Here is a 21,517-nt window from a genome sequence, read left to right as displayed (position 1 = left end):
GACTACGGTTAAGATGCCCAAGCACTTGCAGGAGACCTCCGTAGTCTAGAGCAGCGACATCTGACTGCCCGGTGGGCAAAAGGCATTGCAGTCCAAGTTGAAACCCTCGCGTCGATCCAGCCCCAACCGCTTGAGCGCCTTGGCGAAACGCTGGGCCAGCAAATCGGCGAACGGCCCTTCACCCCGCATCCGCGCGCCAAAACGGCTGTCATACAGTTCACCGCCACGGCTTTGGCGCACCAGGCTCAACACATGGGCCGCCCGCTGCGGGTAGTGGGCGGCCAGCCACGCCTCGAACAGCGGCGCTACCTCCAGCGGCAGGCGCAACATCATGTAGGCCGCGCTCTGCGCGCCCGCACCGTGGGCCTCTTCCAGCAGGCGCTCCAGCTCGCTGTCGTTAATCATCGGAATCATCGGCGAGCACAACACCCCCACCGGCACCCCCGCTTCGCGCAACACCCGGATTGCCCGCAGCCGGGCCTTGGGTGCCGCTGCGCGCGGTTCAAGAATGCGTTTTAGCTCGTCATCGAGTGTGGTCAGGCTAATCATCACCGCCGCCAACCGTTGCTGGGCCATTTCGGCCAAGAGGTCCAGGTCGCGCAGGATTAGCGAACCCTTGGTGACGATGGTGACCGGGTGGCGGTAGCGCAACAGCACTTCCAATGTCTGGCGCGTGATTCGATGTTCGCGTTCGATGGGTTGGTAAGGGTCCGTATTGGAGCCCAAATTGATTGGCGCACATTGATACCCGGGCTTACTTAGCTGCTGCTCCAGCACCTGCGCCGCGTTGGTCTTGGCGATCAACCGGGTTTCAAAATCCAGCCCTGGCGACATGTCCCAATAGGCATGGCTGGGCCTTGCGTAACAGTAAATGCAGCCGTGCTCACAGCCTCGATAGGGGTTGATCGAGCGATCGAAGGGCAAGTCCGGGGAGCTGTTGCGAGTGATGATGGTTTTCGCCGTTTCGATGCGTACCTCGGTGCCCTGGGTCAGCGGGGCTTCCTGATACCAGCCGTCATCCTCGGCCACCGAGTGCCTGGGCGCGAACCGGTTGTGCGGGTTGGTGGCAGTGCCACGACCACGTGGGGGCAAGGGGGTAAGCATCATGCAAATCTCTTGACTGTATAAACGTACAGTAACCGAGCTTTTGCCTCCCTGCCAGTACCGCCGGGCATTTGGCCGAGCGGCGAGGAAAAATAATGAAATACATGGCGGTTCCCGACAAAAAAAACTCATCTAATGTTAGCCAAGCAACAGCCAATACAACTCACCTTGAAGGGAATCAATATGTCTTTCGTTAATTCGCGCGGTATCTTCCTACAGCTTCTTGCACCATCGATTGTTAGCCCGAACGAGGCAGTGGTTTCGATGAAGCTGGGACTAGAAGTTCTCGGTTACAACGAAGAAACCGAAGAGCAAACCCACACACTTGTCGACATAACCGAACTAGCAGCGTTCTCCAATGATGGCGGTAAAACATTCACCCTACGCACGGTCAGGGATATTGACGGTGACGGTGATATTGACGAAGCCGACAAGGAAAAACTCCTAGCACTGGCCAGTGCCTATGCCCGAATTCTTAATCCTTGATATGCACTCGATGAACTCTGCGCAAAATATCGCATCTCGAGTTCCAATGTAACGCAACCACCATAGTTATATTTAGTAATCCAGAGGTACATCAAATGGAAGGTGCAAAAAATCGAGGGGTATTTCTTCAGCGTGTTGATGAAGGAAATGAGACCAAGATCCTCGGCCAGCTTGCGGGTACGGTTTCAACCATAGACGAATCAACACAGCAACCAGCAGATACCTTGACTGAGTCCACGTATTTCACGTTGTCGGTAAAAAATGATGGAGACACACATAATCTTACATACGGCCCCTGGGACGATGTAGATGTAAACTCAGATAACATGATTGATGATCGAGACGAGCAAGCCATGACGGAACTTGCACTGTCCTACTATCACCAAATAACACTAAAGGCGCCACACGGTATATTTCTATACCTCATCAATAGCAACCATACAACACTTCAAGTACTGGTGCAGATTTCGAAAAAAGCCGGAAACCTGCTCACAGACTCCACATCATTTACTGCAATCAGCACTGATGGCGGATCAAGCTTTACCATACCGGACTTTTCTATCGACGTAGATGGAGACAACCAAGCTAACCATGACGATAAAACCAGCATAGAACGGCTGGTATCGGCGTTCACTTCCTTTAAACTTTGAACTTAGGCAAACCTGCCAGGTTGTAATTAAACCTGGCAGGTTTGAATCTATCAGTTGTTTTTTTTCAATTTCGGATTGGGGAAAAACTGCACAGCCTGCACCTTCGCATCCGGCACCTTCAATGCGGTGGTGTTGACCCGCGTGCCCAACTCCTTGGGCACCGACAGGCCCTGTTCGTTGAGCACATCCGAGTAACCGCAGGCGACGCATTCGCGGTGCGGGACATCGTCCTCGCTCCACATCATCAACTTGTCCGACTCGCTACACGCCGGGCAGACCGCTCCGGCGATAAAGCGTTTTTTCGTTATCACTGGCCCTTCACTCATGCTGCTGCGTCCTCGGTCAGGCCGCTATGGCGCAAGAGTGCGTCAATCGACGGCTCGCGGCCGCGGAAATCGACGAACAGCACCATCGGGGCCTGGGAGCCACCGCGCGCCAGGATCGCCTCGCGGAACGCACGGCCAGTCTGCGGGTTAAGCACGCCATCTTCCTCGAACTTGGAAAATGCATCGGCCGACAGCACTTCCGCCCACTTGTAGCTGTAGTAACCCGCCGCGTAACCGCCGGCAAAAATGTGGGCAAAGCTGTTGGGGAAGCGGTTATAGGCCGGCGGGCGCATCACCGAAACCTCGTCGCGTACGCCTTCGAGCACCTGCGCCACGCTACGGCCATCGCCGTGGGTGGCGTGCAGTTCGAAGTCGAACAGCGAGAACTCCAGTTGGCGCACCATCATCAGGCCGGACTGGAAGTTTTTCGCCGCCAGCATCTTTTCCAGCAGGTCTTGGGGCAGCGGTTCGCCGGTCTCGAAGTGACTGGAAATCAGCGCCAGGCCTTCAGGCTCCCAGCACCAGTTCTCCATGAACTGGCTCGGCAGCTCGACCGCATCCCAGGCCACGCCGTTGATGCCCGAGACACCGGCGTGTTCGACGCGGGTCAGCAGGTGGTGCAAGCCATGGCCAAACTCATGGAATAGGGTGGTCACTTCATTGTGGGTCAGCAGCGCAGGCTTGCCGCTGTCAGCCGGGGTGAAGTTACATACCAGGTTCGCCACCGGGCTTTGCAACACGCCCTCCAGGGTGCGGCGGCGGTCGCGGGCGCCGTCCATCCAGGCGCCACCGCGCTTGTTGGCCCGGGCGTAAAGGTCGAAGAAAAAGCGCCCCACGTGCTGGCCGTTTTCCTTGATCTCAAACAGGCGTACATCCGGGTGCCAGGTGTCGAAACCGCTCAGTTCGGTGATTTCGATGCCGTACAGGCGTTGCACGATGGTGAACAGGCCGCCCAACACCTTGTCGATCGGGAAGTAGGCGCGCAGGGTTTCCTGGGCCACGCTGTAGCGCTGTTCGCGCAGTTTTTCGCCGTAGAAACCGCTGTCCCAGCTTTGCAGGTCGGGGCAACCCTGTTCGGCGGCGTAAGCCTTGAGCTGTTCCAGGTCTTGGGCGGCAAATGGCTTGCTGCGCTTGGCCAGGTCACGCAGGAAACTCAACACCTGATCGCTGGAGTCTGCCATTTTGGTGGCCAGGCTCAGTTCGGAAAAACTGGCGAAACCCAGGAGCTTGGCCAATTCCTGACGCAGGTCGAGGATTTCTTCCATCACCGGGCCGTTATCGTTCTGACCGGCATTCGGGCCTTGGTCGGACGCACGGGTGCAGTAGGCGGCGTAGACTTCCTCGCGCAACGCACGGTCCTGGGCGTAGGTCATCACCGCGTAGTAGCACGGGAACTCCAGGTTGATGAGCCAACCGTCGAGCCCTTTGGCCTGGGCCGCCGCGGCCATTTGCGCCTTGGACGAATCGGTCAGGCCGGCCAGCAGCCCTTCGTCGGTGATGTTTTTGCTCCAAGCCTGGGTCGCGTCCAGCAGTTGGTTGGAGAAGCGGCTGCCCAGCTCCGACAACTTACTTTGCACCTCGGCATAGCGCTGTTGCTCGGCGGGCGGCAGGTCGATACCCGACAAGCGGAAGTCACGCAGGGAATGTTCGAGGATGGTTTTCTGCGCCACGTCGAAACCGGCCGCCTGCGGGCTGTTGGCCAGGGCTTCAAAGGCCTGGAACAGCGCACGGTTCTGGCCCATTTCGGTGGAGTAGGCGCTCAGTGCCGGCAAACAAGCCTCGTAGGCTTCGCGCAGCTCGGCGTTGTTGCACACCGCGTTGAGGTGGCTGACCGGGCTCCAAGCGGCGCCGAGGCGGTCATTGAGCTCGTCCATGGCCAATACCAGGCCAGCCCAGGTAGGCTGCTGGCCTTGTGCTTCGAGGATTTGCGCGATGGCAGCGCGGTTGTCAGCCAGGATCTGTTCGATGGCCGGTTGCACATGCTCGGCACGGATCGCCGAAAACGGCGGCAGGTCGTAGGGCTGCAAAAGAGGGTTGTTCACGCTCACGGTGGGCACCTTGGCTGGAAGAAACATCGGGCCATCTTAATTACAATCGACGCCCGCCGCAGCTATAAGCCCCATTAATAAATGTCACTGAGGGAAATTCACTTGGCCATTCGTACCTACCAGAACCGCCGCCCGGCCCTGGCTGAACGCGCCTTTGTCGATCACTCGGCGGTGGTCATCGGCGACGTTGAAATCGGCACAGACAGCTCGGTTTGGCCTTTAACGGTGATCCGCGGCGACATGCACCGCATCCGCATCGGCGCGCGCACCAGCGTGCAGGACGGCTGTGTGTTGCACATTACTCACGCCGGCCCATTCAACCCCGATGGCTTCCCGCTGCTGATCGGTGACGACGTAACCATCGCCCACAAAGTCATGCTCCACGGCTGCACCGTCGGCAGCCGGGTGCTGATCGGCATGGGCAGCATCGTGATGGACGGCGCGGTGGTGGAGGACGACGTCATCATCGGCGCCGGCAGCCTGGTGCCACCGGGCAAACGCCTGGCCAGCGGCTTTCTGTATGTGGGCAGCCCGGTCAAGCAGGCCCGCCCACTGACTGACAAGGAACGTGCCTTTTTCACCTACAGCGCGGCGAACTACGTGAAGCTCAAGGACTTGCACCTGGCCGAAGGTTTCGACCAGGCCTGACCTTGCCTCGCCCTCAATCAGGATTTTCCATGCACTACCAAACCGTTTTGTTCGACCTCGACGGCACCCTCACCGACCCGCGCGAAGGCATCACCCGCTCGATCCAGTTCGCCCTGGCCAACCTGGGCATAGACGAGCCGGACCTGAGCAAGCTCGAACACTTTATCGGCCCGCCCTTGCTGCAAGCCTTTATGCAGTTTTACGACTTCGACGAGGCCAAGGCTTGGGAGGCGGTGAACTTCTACCGTGAGCGTTTCAAGGTCACCGGCCTGTACGAAAACCGTGTGTTCGACGGCGTCACCCCATTGCTGGAGACCCTCAGTGGGCAAGGGCGCCAGCTATATATCGCCACCTCAAAACCCTGGGTGTTCGCCCGGGAAATCGCCCGCCACTTCGACTTCGCCAAACACTTCAAGGTGATCTACGGCAGTGAACTGGACGGCACCCGCACCAACAAGGTCGAATTGCTCGCCCACCTCATGCGCGAAGAAGGCCTCGACCCCGCCCACACCTTGATGATCGGCGACCGCAAACACGACCTGATCGGCGCCAAAACCAATGGCCTGGACGCCGCCGCCGTGGGCTACGGTTTTGGCAGCCACGAAGAGTTGAGCGCCGAACAACCGACTTATCACTTCCAAACCCTGGCCCAATTGCATGAGGCGTTTTTGCCGCGTTAGTGCTCTTGCGGGGGGCTGGCGAATGACAAGGGTGGTGAATGGGTGCGCACCTGCTATTGGCGCGCTGCCGCCAACAAGCCCTCAAGCCGTTGCTGGCGCGCCTGCGCGGGCAGGGCGCCCAGGGTTTGCACTGCACGGTAAAACGCCGGCCAATCGCCCTGGGCCTGCTGGAACAGCGCCGCAAACGCCGGCACCCATTGGTCGTAGAGGCCGAAGGGCAACAAGCGGGCGTTGTTTAGCGGCGCATTAACCCAGGCGTCGTAGCGCTTGGACCCAGCCCATTGGTGCTCGCGCAGGTGCCGGTACTCGCGGCGCAGGCGCTCGAATTCGGCGGCCTTGCCCTGGCGCATGGCTTCGGCGGACAGGGGCGAGGCGTACAAGCGCTCCAGGCGCGCGCGGCTGTCGAGCACCAACGCAATGAACTGCTCGCGCTGGCGGCCCTGCGCATCGCCGGCCGGCGCCAGGCCCCGGGCCGAGCGCCATTGCCGGGTGCCTTCCTGCTCAACGAAGGAGGCGAAGGACTCATTGAACGACGTGTCGTCTTTCACGTAGACACGCTGATGCGCCAGCTCATGGAAGATCAGCGTGGCCAGGCGTTCGTCGCCCCAACCCAGCATCGAACTAAGGATCGGGTCATTGAACCAGCCCAGGGTGGAATAGGCCTCGACCCCGCCAATCGACACATCCAGCCCTTGTTGGGCAAGCAGCGCCGCCTCGCCCCGGGCGCCGCTCTGGCTGTAATAGCCGCGATAGGCCACGCAACCGGCAATCGGGAAGCAGTGGTTTTGCGGGCTCAGGGAAAACTCCGGCGTGGCGAACACATTCCACACCACAAACGGGCGGCCGATATCGGCGTAGAGCCGGTAGCTCTGGTTATCCGGCAAATGCAGCTGTTCGCTGGCAAAGGCCCGAGCCTTTTGTGATTGCGCCAAGTGCGCGCGCAAGGTCGGGTCGCGGGCCGGGTCGGCGACCACCTCGGCCACCGGCACGCGGGCGTTGAGCAGGCGTAGCTGGCCTTGGGCCAATTGGCCGTAATAGCTCAGGCTGGCGCAGCCGTTGAGCAGCACGGCGGGCAACAAGAGCGCAAATAGCCCAAGGCGTCTGTTTTGCCTTATCAAATTCCAATCTTCCCGTGAGTGGCGCAGCGCACGACTATCGCGCCTGTTTGCCGCTGCGCCAAGTGCACCTTCGTACCCGAGGCGGATCGGCGCTATGCTCAGCCCCTGACCGTCCGGATGCCTGCCATGCGCCTAGCCTTGTTGTTCCTCGCCTGCACCACCCTCACAGCGTGCGTCGCCACGCCACTGCCCGCCGTAAACCCACAGATGGCCTGGGTCGACTTCGCCACCCCATCGCCCGGCGGCAAAGTGCTGATGGCCGATCGCCTGGACAACCAACGGCTGCCGGACGGGCGCTACTTCCAGGTGACGCCGGGGCGCCATGAGCTGACAGTGCGTTTTGACTTTGAAGTCATGGGCGGCGGCATGCTCATGACCACCGAACCGCGCGAGCGCCTGTGCTACATGACCGTGCCGTACGAGCATTTCGAGGCCGGCCAGCGCTATCGGTTGGAGGCCCGTTCACTGGCCTTCACCCCCAGCGCCCGGCTGCTCAACGCCCGGGGCGAGGTCGTCGCCACCGAGCGGGCGATCCACTGCGTGCCCTGAGTGGGCTCAGCGGTCGTTCTTTTGATAGATGATTTTCCGGGTGCCGTTCTCGCAACTGCCGACCACCATGTTCTGGTCGTGTACATCAGCGTTGGGGACGACTTCCAGGGTGTATGAAGCAACGCCTTGCGCCTGGATCTTGGCCTCGATCTCGGCCTTGAGTTCTTCACAAGGTTTAGGTGCAGCCAACGCCGAAGTGCTCAGCGCCAAGCCGATTACCGCCAAAGCAAAACCTTTCATGTGCCAACTCCCTGAATGCGGTGCGCAGGGCCCTGCGCCAAAGCCGCGAAGGCCCATTGCACCACACATGTAAACCCACGGTTACGCGGATCAGCCCACCAGGGTCGCGTCCAGGGTGATTTTGGCGTTCAGCACCTTGGAAACCGGGCAGCCCTCTTTGGCTTTTTTGCTCAGTTCTTCAAATTGCGCCTGGGTGGCGCCGGGGATTTTGGCCTTGAGAATCAAATTCACGGCGGTGATGGCAAAGCCATCGTCGAGCTTGTCCAGCGTGACTTCGGCCTGAGTGTCGATGCTGTCTGCCTTCAGGCCCGCGTCGCCCAGGATCATGGAAAACGCCATGGAAAAGCAGCCCGCATGCGCGGCGCCGATCAGCTCTTCCGGGTTGGTGCCCTTGCCGCCCTCGAAACGTGCCTTGAAACCGTAAGGCGCCTCGCGCAACACACCGGTTTCGGTGGAAATGGAACCGATGCCGGTTTTCAAGTCGCCTGCCCAGTGGGCCGATGCTTTCTTCGTGATGCTCATCGCTGTCTCCTCAGGTTCGGCGCGAAAGATCGCGCCTGTGGGGTTTTGCGTTACTAGGGTTCTGAGGATAGAAGAGCCGCCAAAGTTCACCTCATCAGAAATCGCCACGCATCTGGTAGGTAAATTCGCGTCCGCTATTGAATCTCGGGTATATGCCCACATTGCATGAAGCAGGCTTATCGAAATCGGCAGGTTTTGGCGCGTGACAAAAAACCTGCAAACCCCTCACTGGAGACGCAGGTTTATGAAGCAACTGTCCGATATCAAGTTCTCGACCCTCGACCTGGTGCCCGTGCGCGCCGATGGCAGCCCGGCGCAATCGTTGCGCAACTCCCTGGATCTGGCGCAACACGTCGAGAAGTTCGGCTATCACCGCTTTTGGGTGGCCGAACACCACAACATGGACGGCATCGCCAGCTCCGCCACCTCCGTGCTGCTCGGCTACCTGGCCGGTGGCACCTCGACCATCCGCGTCGGCTCCGGCGGGGTGATGTTGCCCAACCATGCGCCGCTGGTCATCGCCGAACAGTTCGGCACCCTGGAAAGCCTCTACCCCGGGCGAATCGACCTGGGCCTGGGCCGTGCGCCCGGCTCCGACCAAATGACCGCCCGCGCCTTGCGCCGCGAACGTTCGGGCAGCGCCGACGATTTCCCGGACGACGTGGCCGAACTGATGGCGTACCTCGGCCCGCGCACCCCGGAGCAAAAAGTCATCGCCGTGCCGGGTACGGGCACCCACGTGCCGGTGTGGCTGCTGGGTTCGAGCCTGTTCAGCGCCCAACTGGCGGGCGAACGGGGGTTGCCTTACGCCTTCGCCTCACATTTCGCACCGCGCTACATGCACGAAGCCATTCGCGTTTACCGCAACCACTTCAAGCCTTCGGCCGTGTTGGATAAGCCCTACGTGATGCTCGGCATTCCGCTGGTGGCCGCCGACACCGACGAGCAGGCCGATTACCTGGCCACCTCGGTGTACCAACGCATCCTGGCCCTGATGCGGGGCCAAAGCCTGGTGCAGCGCCCACCGGTCAGCACCATGGACGGCTTGTGGTTGCCCCATGAAAAAGAAGCCGTGGCCAGTTTCCTGGGCCTGGCGATGGTCGGCAGCCCGGAAAAAATCCGCGCCAAACTGCAGGTGCTGATCGAACAGACCGGGGCCGATGAACTGATCTTTACCTGCGACTTGTACGAACACGCTGATCGCCTGCATTCCTATGAATTGCTGGCGCAGGTGATGAAGGGGTGATGGCGGTTAGGTGAACCGCAGATGATGGGGGAGCGGGCCGGGCAATGGGCTTGTGGCGGCTGCAATGGCGTCATCGCGGGCAGGCTCGCTCCCACAGCTGAACAGTGGTGTGGGTGGGATGTTCATTCTTCCTTTGTGGGAGCGAGCCTGCTCGCGATGGCGGCACGCAGGCCTCCCACGGGGGTTCAGCACAAGCACTAGCCGCGCTTGTAGACGATCTCTTTAGTGCCCGCCTCGCAGGTGCCGACGACTTTGCCGTCAGCGTCCGCGCCTTTTTCCACGATCTCCAGCGAATAACCCGACGCACCATTGGCATTGATCTTCGCGGCGATTTCGCTTTTCAACTCTTCGCACGGCTTGCCCGCAGCCAGGGCGGTGCCCGCCAGGCTCAACAAACCTACAGCCAGTACAAACTTCTTCATCGATCACATTCCCTGGTCGGATTAAAAAACCTCGGCGGCGGGCCCAATGCCCGCGGCCGGATAGCGCTTTGCCATTCCTATGGCAATCGGCCAGCGTACAAGTTCAGCGCCTCAGCTATTGGCGATGCGAAACCCCACCTTGAGGGTGACCTGAAAATGCGCCGCTCTGCCGTCCTTGATATGGCCGCGGGTTTCGGTCACCTCGAACCATTCCAAGTGCTTGATGCTCTTGCTGGCCTCGGCCAGGGCATTGTTGATGGCGTCTTCGATGCTGGTGGGGGACGACCCTACCAGTTCCACTTTCTTGTAGGTGTGATGGTCTGTCATAGCGATCTCCTTTGGCGTAGGTCAAAGCCTAGCAGCGAATAGGGCGAATACTTGTGACAGGCGTTTCTTCACGAAAGGTCAGAATTTCTGCACTTTCCCAAACCCCTGGAGTCCGAACCTTCACACGCCACTCAACCAATGCAGGAGAGCCACCATGGCCAACACTTCTTTACGCAAAGCCTCATTGCAAAGCATGGAAGCGGAAATCGAGAGTCTGCTCAAATCCCTGGAAAGCCTCAAAGACGATGCCTCCGACGAGTCGCGTAAAACCCTCAAGGCCCTCAAAAGCAACGCCGAGAACGCGCTGAAGCATTCGCGCCACCTGCTCAGCGACGCTTATGAAGAAGTCAAAGTCAAAACCCGCGAAACCGGGATCGCCACCCGCGACTATGCCCAGCAACACCCCTGGACCACTGCCGGTGTCGCGGTCGGTGCCCTGGGCCTGCTGGCCGCTTACTTGATGTGCAAACGCGGCGACTAAGCCTGCTGGCGCAGCTCATTTTTGAGCCACTGCGCCAACTGCCGAGCGCGCCCGTCCGCGGCGCGCTTGGGTAGCCACAACGCCAGTTGCGCCGGGGTTTGGCAAAAACCCCACGGCGCAACCAGGCGCCCGGCGCGCAGGTCCTCGGCCACCAACGGCTCAGGGGCGATCGCCACGCCCAAACCGGCCACCGCCGCTTCCAGCAAGTAGTACAAATGCTCAAACCCCTGCCCGAACTTCAGCGCCCCGGCGTCGAGGTCGCTTTGCCGTGCCCAACTGGGCCAGGCCTGGGGCCGCGAGGTGGTGTGCAGCAATGCCTGGCCGAGCAGGGCACTGGCCGGGGCCTCGCGCAACGCCTCGTAGGCCGCGCAGCGCGGGCTCATCACCGGGCCGATGCGCTCACTGGCCAACTCGTACACCTGCATATCCGCCGGCCACGGCGGCTCGGCGAACACCAAGAGCGCGTCCAGCCCCGGGCGGCGCGGGTCCAGGTCGCCTTCACCGGCCGACAGGTGCAGGCGTAAATCCGGCAAATCGGCGTTCAAGCGCCCCAACCGCGGGATAAACCAGCGCGCCAGCAAGCTACCCGAGCAGCCCAACACAAAGGGCGCATCCGCCGTGCTCTGGCTCAGCTCGGCGCACACCGTGCGCAAGCGCTCGAAGGCCTCGGTGCTGGCATCGCGCAGGCGCACACCGGCATCTGTGAGTTTAAGGCCGCGCCCTTCCTTGACGAAAAGGCCCACCCCCAGGTGCTCCTCCAACGCCTTCAACTGCCGGCTGACGGCACCGTGGGTTACGTGCAGGTGTTCGGCGGCCTTACTCACGCTATTGAGGCGGGCGGTGGCCTCGAAGGCGCGCAGGGCGTTGAGCGGGGGCAGGTCTTGGCGCATGGTAAATGTGAGTTTTCCTGACAGGTTGCGGCGATCTTATCGGTTTTCAGCCCCCGGCGGCAGGGGTAGAGTGAACGCCATTGTCACTTAACGAATGCCCCTGGAGCGCGTCATGACCCAGCCCCATCACCCGCAAAACCTGCGTAACGGCCCCGACGCCAACGGCCTGTTCGGCGACTTCGGCGGCCGCTACGTGGCAGAAACCCTGATGCCGTTGATCCTCGAACTGGCCCGCGAATACGAAGCGGCCAAAGTCGACCCGGCCTTCATTGAAGAATTAGCCTACTTCCAGCGCGACTACGTCGGGCGCCCCAGCCCGCTGTACTTCGCCGAACGCCTGACCGAGTTCTGCGGCGGCGCCAAGATCTACCTCAAGCGCGAAGAGCTCAACCACACCGGCGCCCACAAGATCAACAACTGCATCGGCCAGATCCTGCTGGCGCGGCGCATGGGCAAAAAACGCATCATCGCCGAGACCGGCGCCGGCATGCACGGCGTGGCCACCGCCACCGTGGCCGCGCGGTTCGGCCTCGACTGCGTGATCTACATGGGCACCACCGACATCGAGCGCCAGCAGGCCAACGTGTTCCGCATGAAGCTGCTGGGCGCCACCGTGATCCCGGTGGTGGCCGGCACCGGCACCCTCAAAGACGCCATGAACGAAGCGCTGCGCGACTGGGTGACCAACGTCGACAGCACCTTCTACCTGATTGGCACCGTGGCCGGCCCGCACCCGTACCCGGCCATGGTGCGCGACTTCCAAGCCGTGATCGGCAAGGAAACCCGCGACCAGTTGCAAGCTCAGGAAGGGCGCCTGCCCGACAGCCTGGTGGCGTGCATCGGCGGCGGCTCCAACGCCATGGGCCTGTTCCACCCGTTTTTGGATGACCAGAGCGTGCAAATCATCGGCGTCGAAGCGGCCGGCTACGGCATCGACACCGGCAAGCACGCGGCCAGCCTCAACGGCGGCGTACCCGGCGTGCTGCACGGCAACCGCACCTTTTTGCTGCAAGACGACGACGGCCAGATCATCGACGCCCACTCCATCTCCGCCGGCCTGGACTACCCCGGCATCGGCCCGGAACACGCCTGGTTGCACGATATCGGCCGTGCCGAATACACCTCGGTCACCGACGACGAAGCCCTCGACGCCTTTCACAAATGCTGTCGCCTGGAAGGGATTATTCCCGCACTGGAAAGCGCCCACGCCCTGGCCGAAGTGTTCAAGCGCGCCCCGACCCTGCCCAAGGATCACCTGATGGTGGTCAACCTCTCCGGGCGCGGCGACAAAGACATGCAAACCGTCATGCACCACATGGAACACACCCAGCAGGAGAAACACTGATGAGCCGCCTGCACACCCGCTTCGCCCAGCTCCAGCAACAAAACCGCGCCGCCCTGGTGACCTTCGTCACCGCCGGCGACCCCAACTACGACACCTCGCTGGCCATCCTCAAGGGCCTGCCCGCCGCCGGCGCCGACGTGATCGAGTTGGGCATGCCCTTCACCGACCCCATGGCTGACGGCCCGGCCATCCAACTGGCCAACATCCGCGCCCTGGGCGCCAAGCAGAACCTGGCCAAAACCCTGCAAATGGTGCGCGAGTTCCGCCAGGGCAACAGCGATACGCCCCTGGTGCTGATGGGCTACTTCAACCCCATCCACCACTACGGCGTGCCGCGCTTCATCAGCGAGGCCAAAGAGGCGGGCGTGGACGGTTTGATCGTGGTGGACCTGCCGCCCGAGCATAACGGCGAGCTGTGCGACCCGGCGCAAGCGGCGGGCCTGGACTTTATCCGCCTCACCACCCCGACCACCGACGATGAACGCCTGCCTACCGTGCTCAACGGCAGCTCCGGGTTTGTGTACTACGTCTCGGTGGCGGGCGTGACCGGCGCCGGCGCCGCCACCCTGGAACACGTCGAAGAAGCCGTGGCACGCCTGCGCCGCCACACCGACCTGCCCATCAGCATCGGCTTCGGCATCCGCACCCCCGAGCAAGCCGCCGCCATCGCCCGGTTGGCCGACGGCGTGGTGGTGGGCTCGGCCCTGATCGACCACATCGCCAACGCCACCAGCGACGAACAAGCCGTGGACGGCGTACTGAGCCTGTGCGCCGCACTGGCCCAAGGCGTACGCGGGGCGCGTGGCGCCTAAAGGTGTTAGGCGCTAGCTAAAAAGGGGTTCAGGCACGCTGCCTGAACCCCTTTTTTTATTGAGCAGGCCCCTCATATGGGAGCGAGCCTGCCCGCGATGGCAGCGGCACAGCCAACAACCTCGCCGAATGACACACCCCCATCGCGGGCAGGGCCCGCTCCCACAGGGGCAGCGGTTTTAGCCGTGGCCGTGTTCCACATCCAACACCCGGTTCACCAGCAACTGGCCCAACTCGATCATCTGCTGGATCGCCAGCGCCACATGGCGGCGCGAGCCGTCGAGGTCGAACGCCAAGTCGCAGGCCATGGCATTGGCCGAGGTCAGGGTTTGGTAGGCGTTGGTCAGCAGCGTTTCGGCGTGGGTATCGGGCACCACGCTGAACAGAGTTTCAGGCGGGCACGGGCGCGGGGTGTCGGGGCGCAAGTGAAAATCCAGGGCACGCTCGGCGGCCTCGTGGAAACGCGGGGAATCGGCGGATGCGTAGGGGGAAACGCTGAGGTCTTCGGGCGGGTTGGGGGTGGGTTTGAACATGTTTTAGCTCCGAGTAATTAAGGAGCCAACACCGTTTCGCTTGCTTCGAAAGAGGTGGCGGCTGTGCGCAGGTGTGCAAGACCGGACTCGGAACCCGGCAGGCCCGAAGGCCTCCCACACACAGCCGCCATAACGGTTCGCGAGCATAGAAAAATGCTCGATGAATAGCCATAAGCGATTGTGGGCCGAGTCGGACTTGCACGTCCGTGTCACCGATTGAGCGATGACCGGCGCAGACTAGCCCCCGGTTTTGCCGCCCACAAGTTCACCACCCGCGCCACAACCTGAAGGAAAACTCCCCAAACACCACAAAACCTGTGGGAGCGAGCCTGCCCGCGATGGCAGCGGCACAGCCAACAACCTCGCCGAATGACACACCGCCATCGCAGGCAGGGCCCGCTCCCACAGGGGGTTGTTCGATAGCGGGGCGGGGCTTAGCCGCTCAAAAAACGCTCAAATCCAACGGCCGTATCGCGCCCATCCACACGGCGTAGTCGGTGTGGTCGGCCAGGTCGTCGCCGGTGTTGGGGTGCAAAAACACCACCAGGCCATTACGGTTCAGCGCCAGCCACGGCAGCATCACGCCGATGATTTCGGGGCCGAAGGCCAGTTGGCAGCTCCAGTCCGGGTGCGGGCCCACGGGGCGTTCGTGGAGACGGCCCATGTGCACGTCGAACAGCCCCGTGGCGGTTTCGCACAACTGGCGGGCTTGTTCGAGGGTGTTGGCGTCGTAGTAGATGTGGGCGTGGTAGCCCTTGATCCGTTGCATAGTGCTCTCTGGATGTCAGATTTTTTACCCAGCCGCCACGCTACACCGCGATAGCCGGCAGGGCCATCCCCGCCAGGGTGTCGGCGCGGTGCTCGGCCATCAGCCAATCGACAAAGCTCTGGATCAGCGCCCCGCGCCGTTTACGGGCCGGCAGCACCACGTGGTAGCCAAACCCCGAGGCGGCACTTTCGGCAATCGGCCGGCACAGCAGGCCTTGGGCCAGCAAGTTATCCACCAGGTGACGCCAGCCAATGGCCACGCCCTGGCCACCAATCGCAGCCTGGATCAGCAGCGTGTAGTTGTCGAAACGCAATTGCCCAGGCGCCGGCGCGGCGTGCAGGCCCAAGGCGCGAAACACCCCGGCCCAGTCGAACCAATGGCTGCTGGCTTCACCGCGCAAGTGCAGCAGCGGCAGGTCGGTGAGGCTAGCGGCCGGCAAGGGCAGGGCGCGGCCCTTGAGCAGCAGCGGGCTGCACACCGGGAACACTTCTTCGTTGAACAGCCAATGGCTGTCGCCCTGCTTGAAGCGGCCGTCGCCAAACCACACGGCCACGTCTATGTCGGGGCGCAGCATGGTGTGGTTGCGCTCGCTGGTCACCAGGCTCACGTCCACCTGGGGGTAGGCGGCGTGAAAGCGGTGCAGGCGCGGCATCAGCCAATAGGCGGCAAAGGCAAAGTCGGTGGCCACTTGCAGCACTTCATGCTGGCCCTGATTGCCGATAGCCAGCAAACCAGTGTCGATGTGCTGCAACCCGGCCTGCACGTGCTCCAGCAGCAGCGCGCCGGCGTCGGTCAGTTCGATGCCGCGGTAGATGCGGTCGAACAGGCGTGTGGCCAACTGTTCTTCGAGCCGTTTGATCTGCTGGCTGATGGCCGGTTGGGTGGTGCCCAGCTCCACCGCCGCCGCGGTAAAACTGCGCTGGCGCGCTGCGGCCTCAAAGGCGCGCAGCAGGTCCAGGGATAAATCGCCAAGGGCTTCATACATAAGCTGTGCTTATCCTAGTCATTGCCTTGCGTGGGCTTTACCGCTCAGTGCGCGGGCTACATTCTCGGCCCCAGCACTTTCGCATAACTGCCGACTATGGAATGCCGCGAACCCATGAAGCGCAAGAACATTCTTTTCATCATGGCCGATCAAATGGCCGCGCCCATGCTGCCCTTCTACGGGCCATCGCCCATCAAGCTGCCGAATTTGAGCCGCCTCGCCGCCCAGGGTGTGGTGTTCGACGCCGCGTACTGCAACAGCCCCCTGTGCGCGCCGTCGCGCTTTACCCTGGTCAGCGGCCAGTTGCCGAGCAAGATCGGCGCCTACGACAACGCGGCGGATTTCCCCGCCGATGTACCGACCTATGCCCACTACCTGCGGCGCCTGGGCTACCGCACGGCGCTGTCGGGCAAGATGCACTTTTGCGGCCCCGACCAGTTGCACGGCTACGAACAGCGCCTGACCAGCGACATTTACCCCGCCGACTACGGCTGGGCGGTGAACTGGGACGAGCCGGATGTGCGCCCCACCTGGTACCACAACATGGCCTCGGTGCTGCAGGCCGGCCCGTGCGTGCGCACCAACCAACTGGATTTCGACGAAGAGGTGCTGTTCAAGGCGCGCCAGTATTTGTACGACCATGTGCGCGAGGCCGGCGACCAGCCGTTTTGCCTGACGGTGTCGATGACCCACCCCCACGACCCGTACACCATCCCCAAGGCGTATTGGGATTTGTACCGCGACGATGAAATCCCACTGCCGCACACGCCCCCTCAGGCAGCGCAAGACCCTCATTCCCAACGCTTGCTCAAGGTTTACGACCTATGGGACAAGCCGCTGCCTGTGGATAAGATCCGCGACGCGCGCCGTGCCTATTTTGGTGCGTGCAGCTATATCGACGACAACGTCGGCAAACTCCTGCAAACCCTCGACGAAACCGGGCTGTTGGACGACACCCTGATTGTCTTCTCGGGCGACCATGGCGACATGCTCGGCGAGCGCGGGCTCTGGTACAAAATGCACTGGTTCGAGATGGCCGCCCGCGTGCCGCTGCTGGTGTGGGCGCCGGGGCAATTCGCGGCGGGGCGGGTGCGGGCGGCGGTATCGACTGCCGACCTGCTGCCCACCCTGGTGGAGTTGGCCGGGGGCGAGGTGGCGCCGGGGCTGGCGTTGGATGGCCGCTCGCTGGTGCCGCATTTGCAGGGCGGCAGCGGGCACGACGAGGTGTTCGGCGAGTACATGGCCGAAGGCACCGTGAGCCCGCTGATGATGATCCGCCGGGGCGCCTACAAGTTCATCTACAGCGAGGACGACCCGTGCTTGCTGTTCGACGTGCACAACGACCCCCAGGAACAGGAAGAACTCAGCCAATCGCCGCCACATCGCCCGCTTTTCGACGCTTTTCTCGCCGAGGCGCGGGCCAAGTGGAACATCCCCGCCATCACCGCCCAGGTGCTGGCCAGCCAGCGCCGCCGCCGCTTCGTGGCCCAGGCATTGGCCGTGGGCCAACTCAAGAGCTGGGACCACCAGCCGCTGGTAGACGCCAGCCAGCAGTACATGCGCAACCACATCGACCTCGATGACCTGGAGCGCAAGGCACGTTATCCACAACCCTGCCCACTCCAATAACGTAAGGGGATGCACATGCAAAGGTTATCCACAGGGCTGCTGGCCGGGTTGCTGGCCTTGGGCTGCGCGGCGGCCCAGGCCGAACCGGGCTGCGAGACAGTGAAAATGGCCGACCCGGGCTGGAGCGACATCGCCGCCACCAATGCCCTCACTGGGTTTGTGCTCGAAGGCATGGGCTACAAGCCCAGGGTCGATACCCTGGCGGTGCCGATCATTTTCGGCGGCCTCAAGGACGGCCAGGTGGATGTGTTCCTGGGCAACTGGATGCCGGCGCAACAAGGCTTCTACGACAAGTTCGTGGCCTCGGGCGAGGTCACCCAACTGGCGAAAAACCTGGACGGCACCGAGTTCACCCTGGCCGTACCCGACTATGTGTGGGAGGCCGGCGTGCAGGATTTTGCCGACCTCAATCGGTTTGCCGAGCGCTTTGGCAGCAAGCTCTATGGCATCGGCGCCGGCGCCCCGGCCAACTTGTCGCTGCAAGAGATCATCAAGAAAAACGATTACGACCTGGGCCGCTGGAAACTGGTGGAATCCAGCGAGCAGGCGATGCTGGCCGAGGTAGCGCGGGCAGTGAAGCGCCAGCGCTTCGTGGCCTTTCTGGGCTGGACGCCGCACCCGATGAACGTGCAACTGAACATGCGCTACCTCAAGGGCGGCGAAAAGTACTTTGGCGCCACCGGCAGCGTCCACACCCTGACCCGCAAGGGTTATGCCCAGGCCTGCCCGAACGTGGCCAAGTTGCTGAACAACCTGACATTCACCCAGGCCATGGAAAACAGCATCATGGCCGCCGTGGCCAACGACAAAACCAGCAACGGCGCCGCGGCCAAGGCCTGGCTCCAGGCCAACCCGGCGGTGCTGGACGCATGGCTGGAGGGGGTGAAAACCCTGGATGGGCAGGAGGCGTTGGCGGCGGTTAAGGCCAGGCTTTAATAGCTGGTTTTTGCCTGGCGGTTTTTTCTGTGGGCCAGGTTCTGTGGGAGCGAGCCTGCTCGCGATGGCGGCAGTACAGCCAGCAACCATGACGGCAGGTATACCGCTATCGCGAGCAGGCTCGCTCCCACAGTGCTCTCCCATAGCGCTTTCCCACAGGGTTGGGCTCCTTAGGGTCTGCCCCCCGTCAACCCGCCACCTGATACTCTTTGGCCACCTCCCCCCACCTCCGAGGCCCCATGGCTGTGCCCACTCGCCATCAGTTGTTTCCCTTCCTCGCCTGGCTGCCGCGCCAGACCCGCGCCAGCGTGGGCCGCGACGCTATCGTCGGGTTGAGCGGGGCGATCCTGGCGTTGCCGCAGTCGATTGCCTACGCGCTGATCGCCGGCCTGCCGCCGGAATACGGTTTGTACGCGGCGATCGTGCCGGTGTTGATCGCCTGTTTGTGGGGCTCGTCGTGGCATTTGATCTGCGGGCCGACGGCGGCGATTTCCATCGTGCTGTATGCCAGTGTCAGCCCCTTGGCGGTGCCGGGGACGCAGGACTACGTGACCCTGATCCTGTTGCTGACCCTGCTGGCGGGCATTTTCCAGTGGCTGCTGGGGATGTTGCGCTTCGGCGCGCTGGTGAATTTCGTCTCCCATGCCGTGGTGCTGGGCTTCACCCTCGGCGCGGCGGTGGTGATTGCCCTGGGGCAGTTGCCCAACCTGTTGGGGCTGGAGGTGCCGAACCAGGCGACCGCGATCAACAGCCTGCTGGCGCTGCTGCGCGAGGCTGGGCACATCGACCGCCCGTCGCTGGCCCTGGGCCTGCTGACCCTGGCCCTGGGCATCGGCCTCAAGCGTTTGCTGCCGCGCTGGCCGACGCTGCTGCTGAGCCTGGTGGCCAGCAGCCTGCTGGTGTGGCTGTGGCCGGGGCTGTTTGGCCATGTGCAACGGGTCAGCGGGTTTGTCGGGCGCTTGCCGCCGTTCAGCGCTTTGCCGTTGGACCTGGACTTGATCCTGCGCCTGCTGCCCAGCGCGGTGGCGGTGGGCATGCTGGGGCTGGTCACCAGCCTGTCGATTGCCCGTTCGATCGCCGCACGTTCCCAGCAACTTCTCGACGCTAACCAGGAAGTTCGTGCCCAGGGCTTGTCCAATATCGTCGGTGGGTTTTTCTCCGGCTCGTTGTCGGCTGGCTCCTTCACCCGCTCCGGGTTGAGCTACGAGGCGGGTGCCTGCTCGCCGCTGGCCGGGGTGTTTTCGGCGCTGTGGGTGGCGCTGTTCGCCGTGGCCGGGGCAGGGTTGATCGCCCATATACCGCTGCCGAGCATGGCAGCGAGCATTGTGCTTATCAGTTGGGGGCTGGTGGATGTGCGCGGCATTCGCGCACTGCTGCGGGTCAGCCGCGCGGAGTTCGTGGTGATGCTGCTGACCTGCCTGGCGACCCTGTTGCTGGAGCTGCAAACGGCGATTTACGCCGGGGTGCTGGCGTCGCTGTTTTTCTACCTCAAGCGCACGTCGCAGCCACGGGTGCAGCAGTTGCGCGAGGGCGAGGACGATGTGCTGCGGGTCGGCGGGTCGATTTTTTTCGGCGCCAGCCATTACCTGCAAGTGCGCCTGCAACGCTTGCACGGCGCGCGGGTGGTGATCGACGCGCAGCAGATCAACTTTATCGACTACTCAGGGGTGGAGATGCTCCACCAGGAAGCGCGGCGCCTATTGCAGCAGGGCCGCAGCCTGACCCTGCGCCGCGCAAGGCCGCAGGTGGTGGAGGAGCTGATGAAGCTGGAAGGGCCGCAGAAATGCCCGATTCGGTTCGAGGACTGAGGGGTTTCTTGCTATGGGAGCCAGCCTCTGTGGGAGCGAGCCTGCCCGCGATGGCGGTGGGTCAGAAAAGGTGATGTCGGCTGACACTGCGCCATCGCGAGCGGGCTCGCTCCCACCAGGAGAGCTGAAGCCCTACAGCGCCAACCCCTGCCGCAACTGCGCCAACACCGGCGCCGTGTCCGGGCGCACGCCGCGCCACAGGTAGAAGGCTTCGCCGGCCTGTTCGACGAGCATGCCCAGGCCATCGAGCGACAGCGCCGCACCGTGTTCGCTGGCCCAGCGGCAGAACGGGGTCGGGGCCTGGCTGTACATCATGTCGTAGCACACCGTGTGGCCCGGTTCGATCAGGCTGCTGGCAATCGGCGGCAGGTCGCCCGCGAGGCTGGCGGAGGTGGCGTTGATAATCACGTCCACCGATTCGTGCAGCCAATCGAAACCGCTGGCCGACACCGGCCCCAGGTCGGCGAAGAGTTCGGCCAGCAGTTCGGCTTTTTCTACGGTGCGGTTGGCGATTATCAGCGACGAGGGCTGCTCGCCCAGCAACGGCTCCAACGCCCCACGCACCGCGCCGCCCGCGCCCAGCAGCAGCACGCGCTTGCCCTTGAGGCTGACCCCGGCATTGACCGTGAGGTCGCGCACCAGGCCCGCGCCGTCGGTGTTGTCGCCCAGCAGTGTGCCGTCGTCGAGTTTGCTTAAGGTGTTGACCGCACCGGCCCGCAGGGCGCGCTCGGTGAGGCGGGTGGCCAGGCGATAGGCCTGTTCCTTGAAGGGCACTGTGACGTTGGCGCCGCGCCCCTCGCGGAAAAATTCCCGGGCGCAGTGGGCGAAATCGTCGAGCGGCGCCAGCAGCGTGTCGTAAGCCAGTTGCTGACCGGTCTGCTGGGCAAACAGGCGATGGATCAGCGGCGATTTGCTATGGGCAATCGGGTTACCGAAAACGACGTAGTGATCCATCGGGCATCTCC

At 62.6% G+C, this 21,517-nt stretch carries 25 protein-coding genes; 12 read left to right on the top strand and 13 right to left on the bottom strand.

The window, feature by feature from the left end; translation table 11 throughout:
• Nucleotides 1-45 precede the first annotated feature (45 nt).
• Nucleotides 46-1,104, bottom strand: a complete 1,059-nt coding sequence (locus tag AC19YT_RS12100) for a PA0069 family radical SAM protein (RefSeq protein WP_500610333.1) — start codon at nucleotides 1,102-1,104, stop codon at nucleotides 46-48.
• A gap of 183 nt (nucleotides 1,105-1,287) precedes the next feature.
• Between AC19YT_RS12100 and AC19YT_RS12095 the strand changes: the two genes are divergently transcribed.
• Together AC19YT_RS12095 and AC19YT_RS12090 are read left to right on the top strand one after the other, a co-directional pair.
• Nucleotides 1,288-1,590 (top strand): hypothetical protein, encoded by a 303-nt coding sequence (locus AC19YT_RS12095; protein ID WP_095110369.1) that lies wholly within the window; start codon nucleotides 1,288-1,290, stop codon nucleotides 1,588-1,590.
• 95 nt (nucleotides 1,591-1,685) lie between these two features.
• The gene (locus tag AC19YT_RS12090) at nucleotides 1,686-2,240 is read left to right on the top strand and encodes a hypothetical protein (RefSeq protein WP_500610315.1); all 555 of its coding nucleotides are present in this window, start codon (nucleotides 1,686-1,688) and stop codon (nucleotides 2,238-2,240) included.
• A gap of 50 nt (nucleotides 2,241-2,290) precedes the next feature.
• Here AC19YT_RS12090 and AC19YT_RS12085 read toward each other — a convergent pair whose 3' ends face one another.
• Entirely contained in the window at nucleotides 2,291-2,566 is a 276-nt protein-coding gene (locus AC19YT_RS12085; RefSeq protein WP_095110249.1) for a YheV family putative zinc ribbon protein, read from the bottom strand.
• Nucleotides 2,563-4,641 carry an oligopeptidase A gene (gene prlC, locus AC19YT_RS12080; RefSeq protein WP_500610314.1) on the bottom strand — a complete coding sequence of 693 codons (2,079 nt, stop codon included), beginning with the start codon at nucleotides 4,639-4,641 and terminating at the stop codon, nucleotides 2,563-2,565. The genes AC19YT_RS12085 and prlC overlap by 4 nt, the downstream gene beginning before the upstream one ends.
• Before the next feature lie 75 nt (nucleotides 4,642-4,716).
• Between prlC and AC19YT_RS12075 the strand changes: the two genes are divergently transcribed.
• Nucleotides 4,717-5,262, top strand: a complete 546-nt coding sequence (locus AC19YT_RS12075) for a gamma carbonic anhydrase family protein (protein WP_095110248.1) — start codon at nucleotides 4,717-4,719, stop codon at nucleotides 5,260-5,262.
• A gap of 29 nt (nucleotides 5,263-5,291) precedes the next feature.
• Entirely contained in the window at nucleotides 5,292-5,942 is a 651-nt protein-coding gene (locus tag AC19YT_RS12070; protein WP_500610313.1) for an HAD family hydrolase, read from the top strand.
• Nucleotides 5,943-5,995: 53 nt separating this feature from the next.
• Here the strand turns inward: AC19YT_RS12070 and AC19YT_RS12065 are convergent, their stop codons facing one another.
• Entirely contained in the window at nucleotides 5,996-7,060 is a 1,065-nt protein-coding gene (locus AC19YT_RS12065; RefSeq protein ID WP_500610312.1) for an aminopeptidase, read from the bottom strand.
• 126 nt (nucleotides 7,061-7,186) lie between these two features.
• On the opposite strand from AC19YT_RS12065, the gene AC19YT_RS12060 reads away from it, so the two are divergent.
• The gene (locus tag AC19YT_RS12060; RefSeq protein ID WP_500610311.1) at nucleotides 7,187-7,609 is read left to right on the top strand and encodes a PA0061/PA0062 family lipoprotein; all 423 of its coding nucleotides are present in this window, start codon (nucleotides 7,187-7,189) and stop codon (nucleotides 7,607-7,609) included.
• Between the two features lie 6 nt (nucleotides 7,610-7,615).
• Here AC19YT_RS12060 and AC19YT_RS12055 read toward each other — a convergent pair whose 3' ends face one another.
• Entirely contained in the window at nucleotides 7,616-7,849 is a 234-nt protein-coding gene (locus AC19YT_RS12055) for a DUF1161 domain-containing protein (protein ID WP_095110243.1), read from the bottom strand.
• A gap of 90 nt (nucleotides 7,850-7,939) precedes the next feature.
• Nucleotides 7,940-8,371: an OsmC family protein gene (locus AC19YT_RS12050; RefSeq protein ID WP_095110242.1), complete on the bottom strand. Its 432-nt coding sequence runs from the start codon at nucleotides 8,369-8,371 to the stop codon at nucleotides 7,940-7,942.
• 244 nt (nucleotides 8,372-8,615) lie between these two features.
• On the opposite strand from AC19YT_RS12050, the gene AC19YT_RS12045 reads away from it, so the two are divergent.
• Entirely contained in the window at nucleotides 8,616-9,617 is a 1,002-nt protein-coding gene (locus AC19YT_RS12045; protein ID WP_095110240.1) for an LLM class flavin-dependent oxidoreductase, read from the top strand.
• A 197-nt stretch (nucleotides 9,618-9,814) separates the two neighbouring features.
• Here the strand turns inward: AC19YT_RS12045 and AC19YT_RS12040 are convergent, their stop codons facing one another.
• Nucleotides 9,815-10,039: a DUF1161 domain-containing protein gene (locus AC19YT_RS12040; protein ID WP_500598661.1), complete on the bottom strand. Its 225-nt coding sequence runs from the start codon at nucleotides 10,037-10,039 to the stop codon at nucleotides 9,815-9,817.
• Nucleotides 10,040-10,150: 111 nt separating this feature from the next.
• Nucleotides 10,151-10,366 (bottom strand): dodecin, encoded by a 216-nt coding sequence (locus AC19YT_RS12035; protein ID WP_095110237.1) that lies wholly within the window; start codon nucleotides 10,364-10,366, stop codon nucleotides 10,151-10,153.
• Between the two features lie 154 nt (nucleotides 10,367-10,520).
• Between AC19YT_RS12035 and AC19YT_RS12030 the strand changes: the two genes are divergently transcribed.
• Nucleotides 10,521-10,847, top strand: a complete 327-nt coding sequence (locus tag AC19YT_RS12030) for an ElaB/YgaM/YqjD family protein (protein ID WP_095110235.1) — start codon at nucleotides 10,521-10,523, stop codon at nucleotides 10,845-10,847.
• Here AC19YT_RS12030 and AC19YT_RS12025 read toward each other — a convergent pair.
• A complete protein-coding gene (locus tag AC19YT_RS12025) occupies nucleotides 10,844-11,737 on the bottom strand; it encodes a LysR family transcriptional regulator (protein WP_500610310.1) in 894 nt (297 codons plus the stop codon). The genes AC19YT_RS12030 and AC19YT_RS12025 overlap by 4 nt on opposite strands.
• 112 nt (nucleotides 11,738-11,849) lie before the next feature.
• On the opposite strand from AC19YT_RS12025, the gene trpB reads away from it, so the two are divergent.
• Both trpB and trpA read left to right on the top strand, forming a co-directional pair.
• Nucleotides 11,850-13,082, top strand: a complete 1,233-nt coding sequence (trpB, locus tag AC19YT_RS12020) for a tryptophan synthase subunit beta (protein ID WP_500598659.1) — start codon at nucleotides 11,850-11,852, stop codon at nucleotides 13,080-13,082.
• The gene (trpA, locus tag AC19YT_RS12015) at nucleotides 13,082-13,894 is read left to right on the top strand and encodes a tryptophan synthase subunit alpha (protein WP_500610309.1); all 813 of its coding nucleotides are present in this window, start codon (nucleotides 13,082-13,084) and stop codon (nucleotides 13,892-13,894) included. Before trpB ends, trpA begins: the two co-directional genes overlap by 1 nt.
• 177 nt (nucleotides 13,895-14,071) lie before the next feature.
• On the opposite strand, the gene AC19YT_RS12010 is transcribed toward trpA, so the two are convergent.
• The 3 genes from AC19YT_RS12010 to AC19YT_RS12000 form a co-directional block, all read right to left on the bottom strand.
• Nucleotides 14,072-14,425 (bottom strand): DUF6124 family protein, encoded by a 354-nt coding sequence (locus AC19YT_RS12010; protein WP_500610308.1) that lies wholly within the window; start codon nucleotides 14,423-14,425, stop codon nucleotides 14,072-14,074.
• Between the two features lie 442 nt (nucleotides 14,426-14,867).
• Nucleotides 14,868-15,194, bottom strand: coding sequence for a DOPA 4,5-dioxygenase family protein (locus AC19YT_RS12005; protein ID WP_500598657.1), 327 nt, complete (start codon nucleotides 15,192-15,194; stop codon nucleotides 14,868-14,870).
• Between the two features lie 40 nt (nucleotides 15,195-15,234).
• Nucleotides 15,235-16,179, bottom strand: coding sequence for a choline sulfate utilization transcriptional regulator (locus tag AC19YT_RS12000; RefSeq protein WP_500610307.1), 945 nt, complete (start codon nucleotides 16,177-16,179; stop codon nucleotides 15,235-15,237).
• Between the two features lie 114 nt (nucleotides 16,180-16,293).
• Here AC19YT_RS12000 and betC point away from each other — a divergent pair, with 114 nt between their 5' ends.
• The 3 genes from betC to AC19YT_RS11985 all read left to right on the top strand — a co-directional run bounded on the left by betC (nucleotide 16,294) and on the right by AC19YT_RS11985 (nucleotide 20,552).
• Nucleotides 16,294-17,808 (top strand): choline-sulfatase, encoded by a 1,515-nt coding sequence (gene betC, locus AC19YT_RS11995; RefSeq protein WP_095110226.1) that lies wholly within the window; start codon nucleotides 16,294-16,296, stop codon nucleotides 17,806-17,808.
• 15 nt (nucleotides 17,809-17,823) lie between these two features.
• The gene (gene choX, locus AC19YT_RS11990; RefSeq protein ID WP_500610306.1) at nucleotides 17,824-18,744 is read left to right on the top strand and encodes a choline ABC transporter substrate-binding protein; all 921 of its coding nucleotides are present in this window, start codon (nucleotides 17,824-17,826) and stop codon (nucleotides 18,742-18,744) included.
• Nucleotides 18,745-18,983: 239 nt separating this feature from the next.
• Nucleotides 18,984-20,552: a SulP family inorganic anion transporter gene (locus AC19YT_RS11985; RefSeq protein WP_500610305.1), complete on the top strand. Its 1,569-nt coding sequence runs from the start codon at nucleotides 18,984-18,986 to the stop codon at nucleotides 20,550-20,552.
• Between the two features lie 132 nt (nucleotides 20,553-20,684).
• On the opposite strand, the gene aroE is transcribed toward AC19YT_RS11985, so the two are convergent.
• Nucleotides 20,685-21,506 carry a shikimate dehydrogenase gene (gene aroE, locus AC19YT_RS11980; RefSeq protein ID WP_095110217.1) on the bottom strand — a complete coding sequence of 274 codons (822 nt, stop codon included), beginning with the start codon at nucleotides 21,504-21,506 and terminating at the stop codon, nucleotides 20,685-20,687.
• Nucleotides 21,507-21,517: the final 11 nt, after the last annotated feature.

The sequence above is a fragment of the Pseudomonas sp. MF08875 genome (assembly GCF_059862525.1).
The sequence above is the reverse complement of the archived record's forward strand: the minus strand, read 5'-3'. Positions and strand labels throughout refer to the sequence as shown.

What these genes read in the sequence shown, in the direction of transcription:
- AC19YT_RS12100 (WP_500610333.1), bottom strand. Translation starts at nt 1,104, where the DNA reads ATGCTTACCCCCTTGCCCCCACGTGGTCGTGGCACTGCCACCAACCCG.
- AC19YT_RS12095 (WP_095110369.1), top strand. Translation starts at nt 1,288, where the DNA reads ATGTCTTTCGTTAATTCGCGCGGTATCTTCCTACAGCTTCTTGCACCA.
- AC19YT_RS12090 (WP_500610315.1), top strand. Translation starts at nt 1,686, where the DNA reads ATGGAAGGTGCAAAAAATCGAGGGGTATTTCTTCAGCGTGTTGATGAA.
- AC19YT_RS12085 (WP_095110249.1), bottom strand. Translation starts at nt 2,566, where the DNA reads ATGAGTGAAGGGCCAGTGATAACGAAAAAACGCTTTATCGCCGGAGCG.
- prlC (WP_500610314.1), bottom strand. Translation starts at nt 4,641, where the DNA reads ATGTTTCTTCCAGCCAAGGTGCCCACCGTGAGCGTGAACAACCCTCTT.
- AC19YT_RS12070 (WP_500610313.1), top strand. Translation starts at nt 5,292, where the DNA reads ATGCACTACCAAACCGTTTTGTTCGACCTCGACGGCACCCTCACCGAC.
- AC19YT_RS12060 (WP_500610311.1), top strand. Translation starts at nt 7,187, where the DNA reads ATGCGCCTAGCCTTGTTGTTCCTCGCCTGCACCACCCTCACAGCGTGC.
- AC19YT_RS12055 (WP_095110243.1), bottom strand. Translation starts at nt 7,849, where the DNA reads ATGAAAGGTTTTGCTTTGGCGGTAATCGGCTTGGCGCTGAGCACTTCG.
- AC19YT_RS12050 (WP_095110242.1), bottom strand. Translation starts at nt 8,371, where the DNA reads ATGAGCATCACGAAGAAAGCATCGGCCCACTGGGCAGGCGACTTGAAA.
- AC19YT_RS12045 (WP_095110240.1), top strand. Translation starts at nt 8,616, where the DNA reads ATGAAGCAACTGTCCGATATCAAGTTCTCGACCCTCGACCTGGTGCCC.
- AC19YT_RS12040 (WP_500598661.1), bottom strand. Translation starts at nt 10,039, where the DNA reads ATGAAGAAGTTTGTACTGGCTGTAGGTTTGTTGAGCCTGGCGGGCACC.
- AC19YT_RS12035 (WP_095110237.1), bottom strand. Translation starts at nt 10,366, where the DNA reads ATGACAGACCATCACACCTACAAGAAAGTGGAACTGGTAGGGTCGTCC.
- AC19YT_RS12030 (WP_095110235.1), top strand. Translation starts at nt 10,521, where the DNA reads ATGGCCAACACTTCTTTACGCAAAGCCTCATTGCAAAGCATGGAAGCG.
- AC19YT_RS12025 (WP_500610310.1), bottom strand. Translation starts at nt 11,737, where the DNA reads ATGCGCCAAGACCTGCCCCCGCTCAACGCCCTGCGCGCCTTCGAGGCC.
- trpB (WP_500598659.1), top strand. Translation starts at nt 11,850, where the DNA reads ATGACCCAGCCCCATCACCCGCAAAACCTGCGTAACGGCCCCGACGCC.
- trpA (WP_500610309.1), top strand. Translation starts at nt 13,082, where the DNA reads ATGAGCCGCCTGCACACCCGCTTCGCCCAGCTCCAGCAACAAAACCGC.
- AC19YT_RS12010 (WP_500610308.1), bottom strand. Translation starts at nt 14,425, where the DNA reads ATGTTCAAACCCACCCCCAACCCGCCCGAAGACCTCAGCGTTTCCCCC.
- AC19YT_RS12005 (WP_500598657.1), bottom strand. Translation starts at nt 15,194, where the DNA reads ATGCAACGGATCAAGGGCTACCACGCCCACATCTACTACGACGCCAAC.
- AC19YT_RS12000 (WP_500610307.1), bottom strand. Translation starts at nt 16,179, where the DNA reads ATGTATGAAGCCCTTGGCGATTTATCCCTGGACCTGCTGCGCGCCTTT.
- betC (WP_095110226.1), top strand. Translation starts at nt 16,294, where the DNA reads ATGAAGCGCAAGAACATTCTTTTCATCATGGCCGATCAAATGGCCGCG.
- choX (WP_500610306.1), top strand. Translation starts at nt 17,824, where the DNA reads ATGCAAAGGTTATCCACAGGGCTGCTGGCCGGGTTGCTGGCCTTGGGC.
- AC19YT_RS11985 (WP_500610305.1), top strand. Translation starts at nt 18,984, where the DNA reads ATGGCTGTGCCCACTCGCCATCAGTTGTTTCCCTTCCTCGCCTGGCTG.
- aroE (WP_095110217.1), bottom strand. Translation starts at nt 21,506, where the DNA reads ATGGATCACTACGTCGTTTTCGGTAACCCGATTGCCCATAGCAAATCG.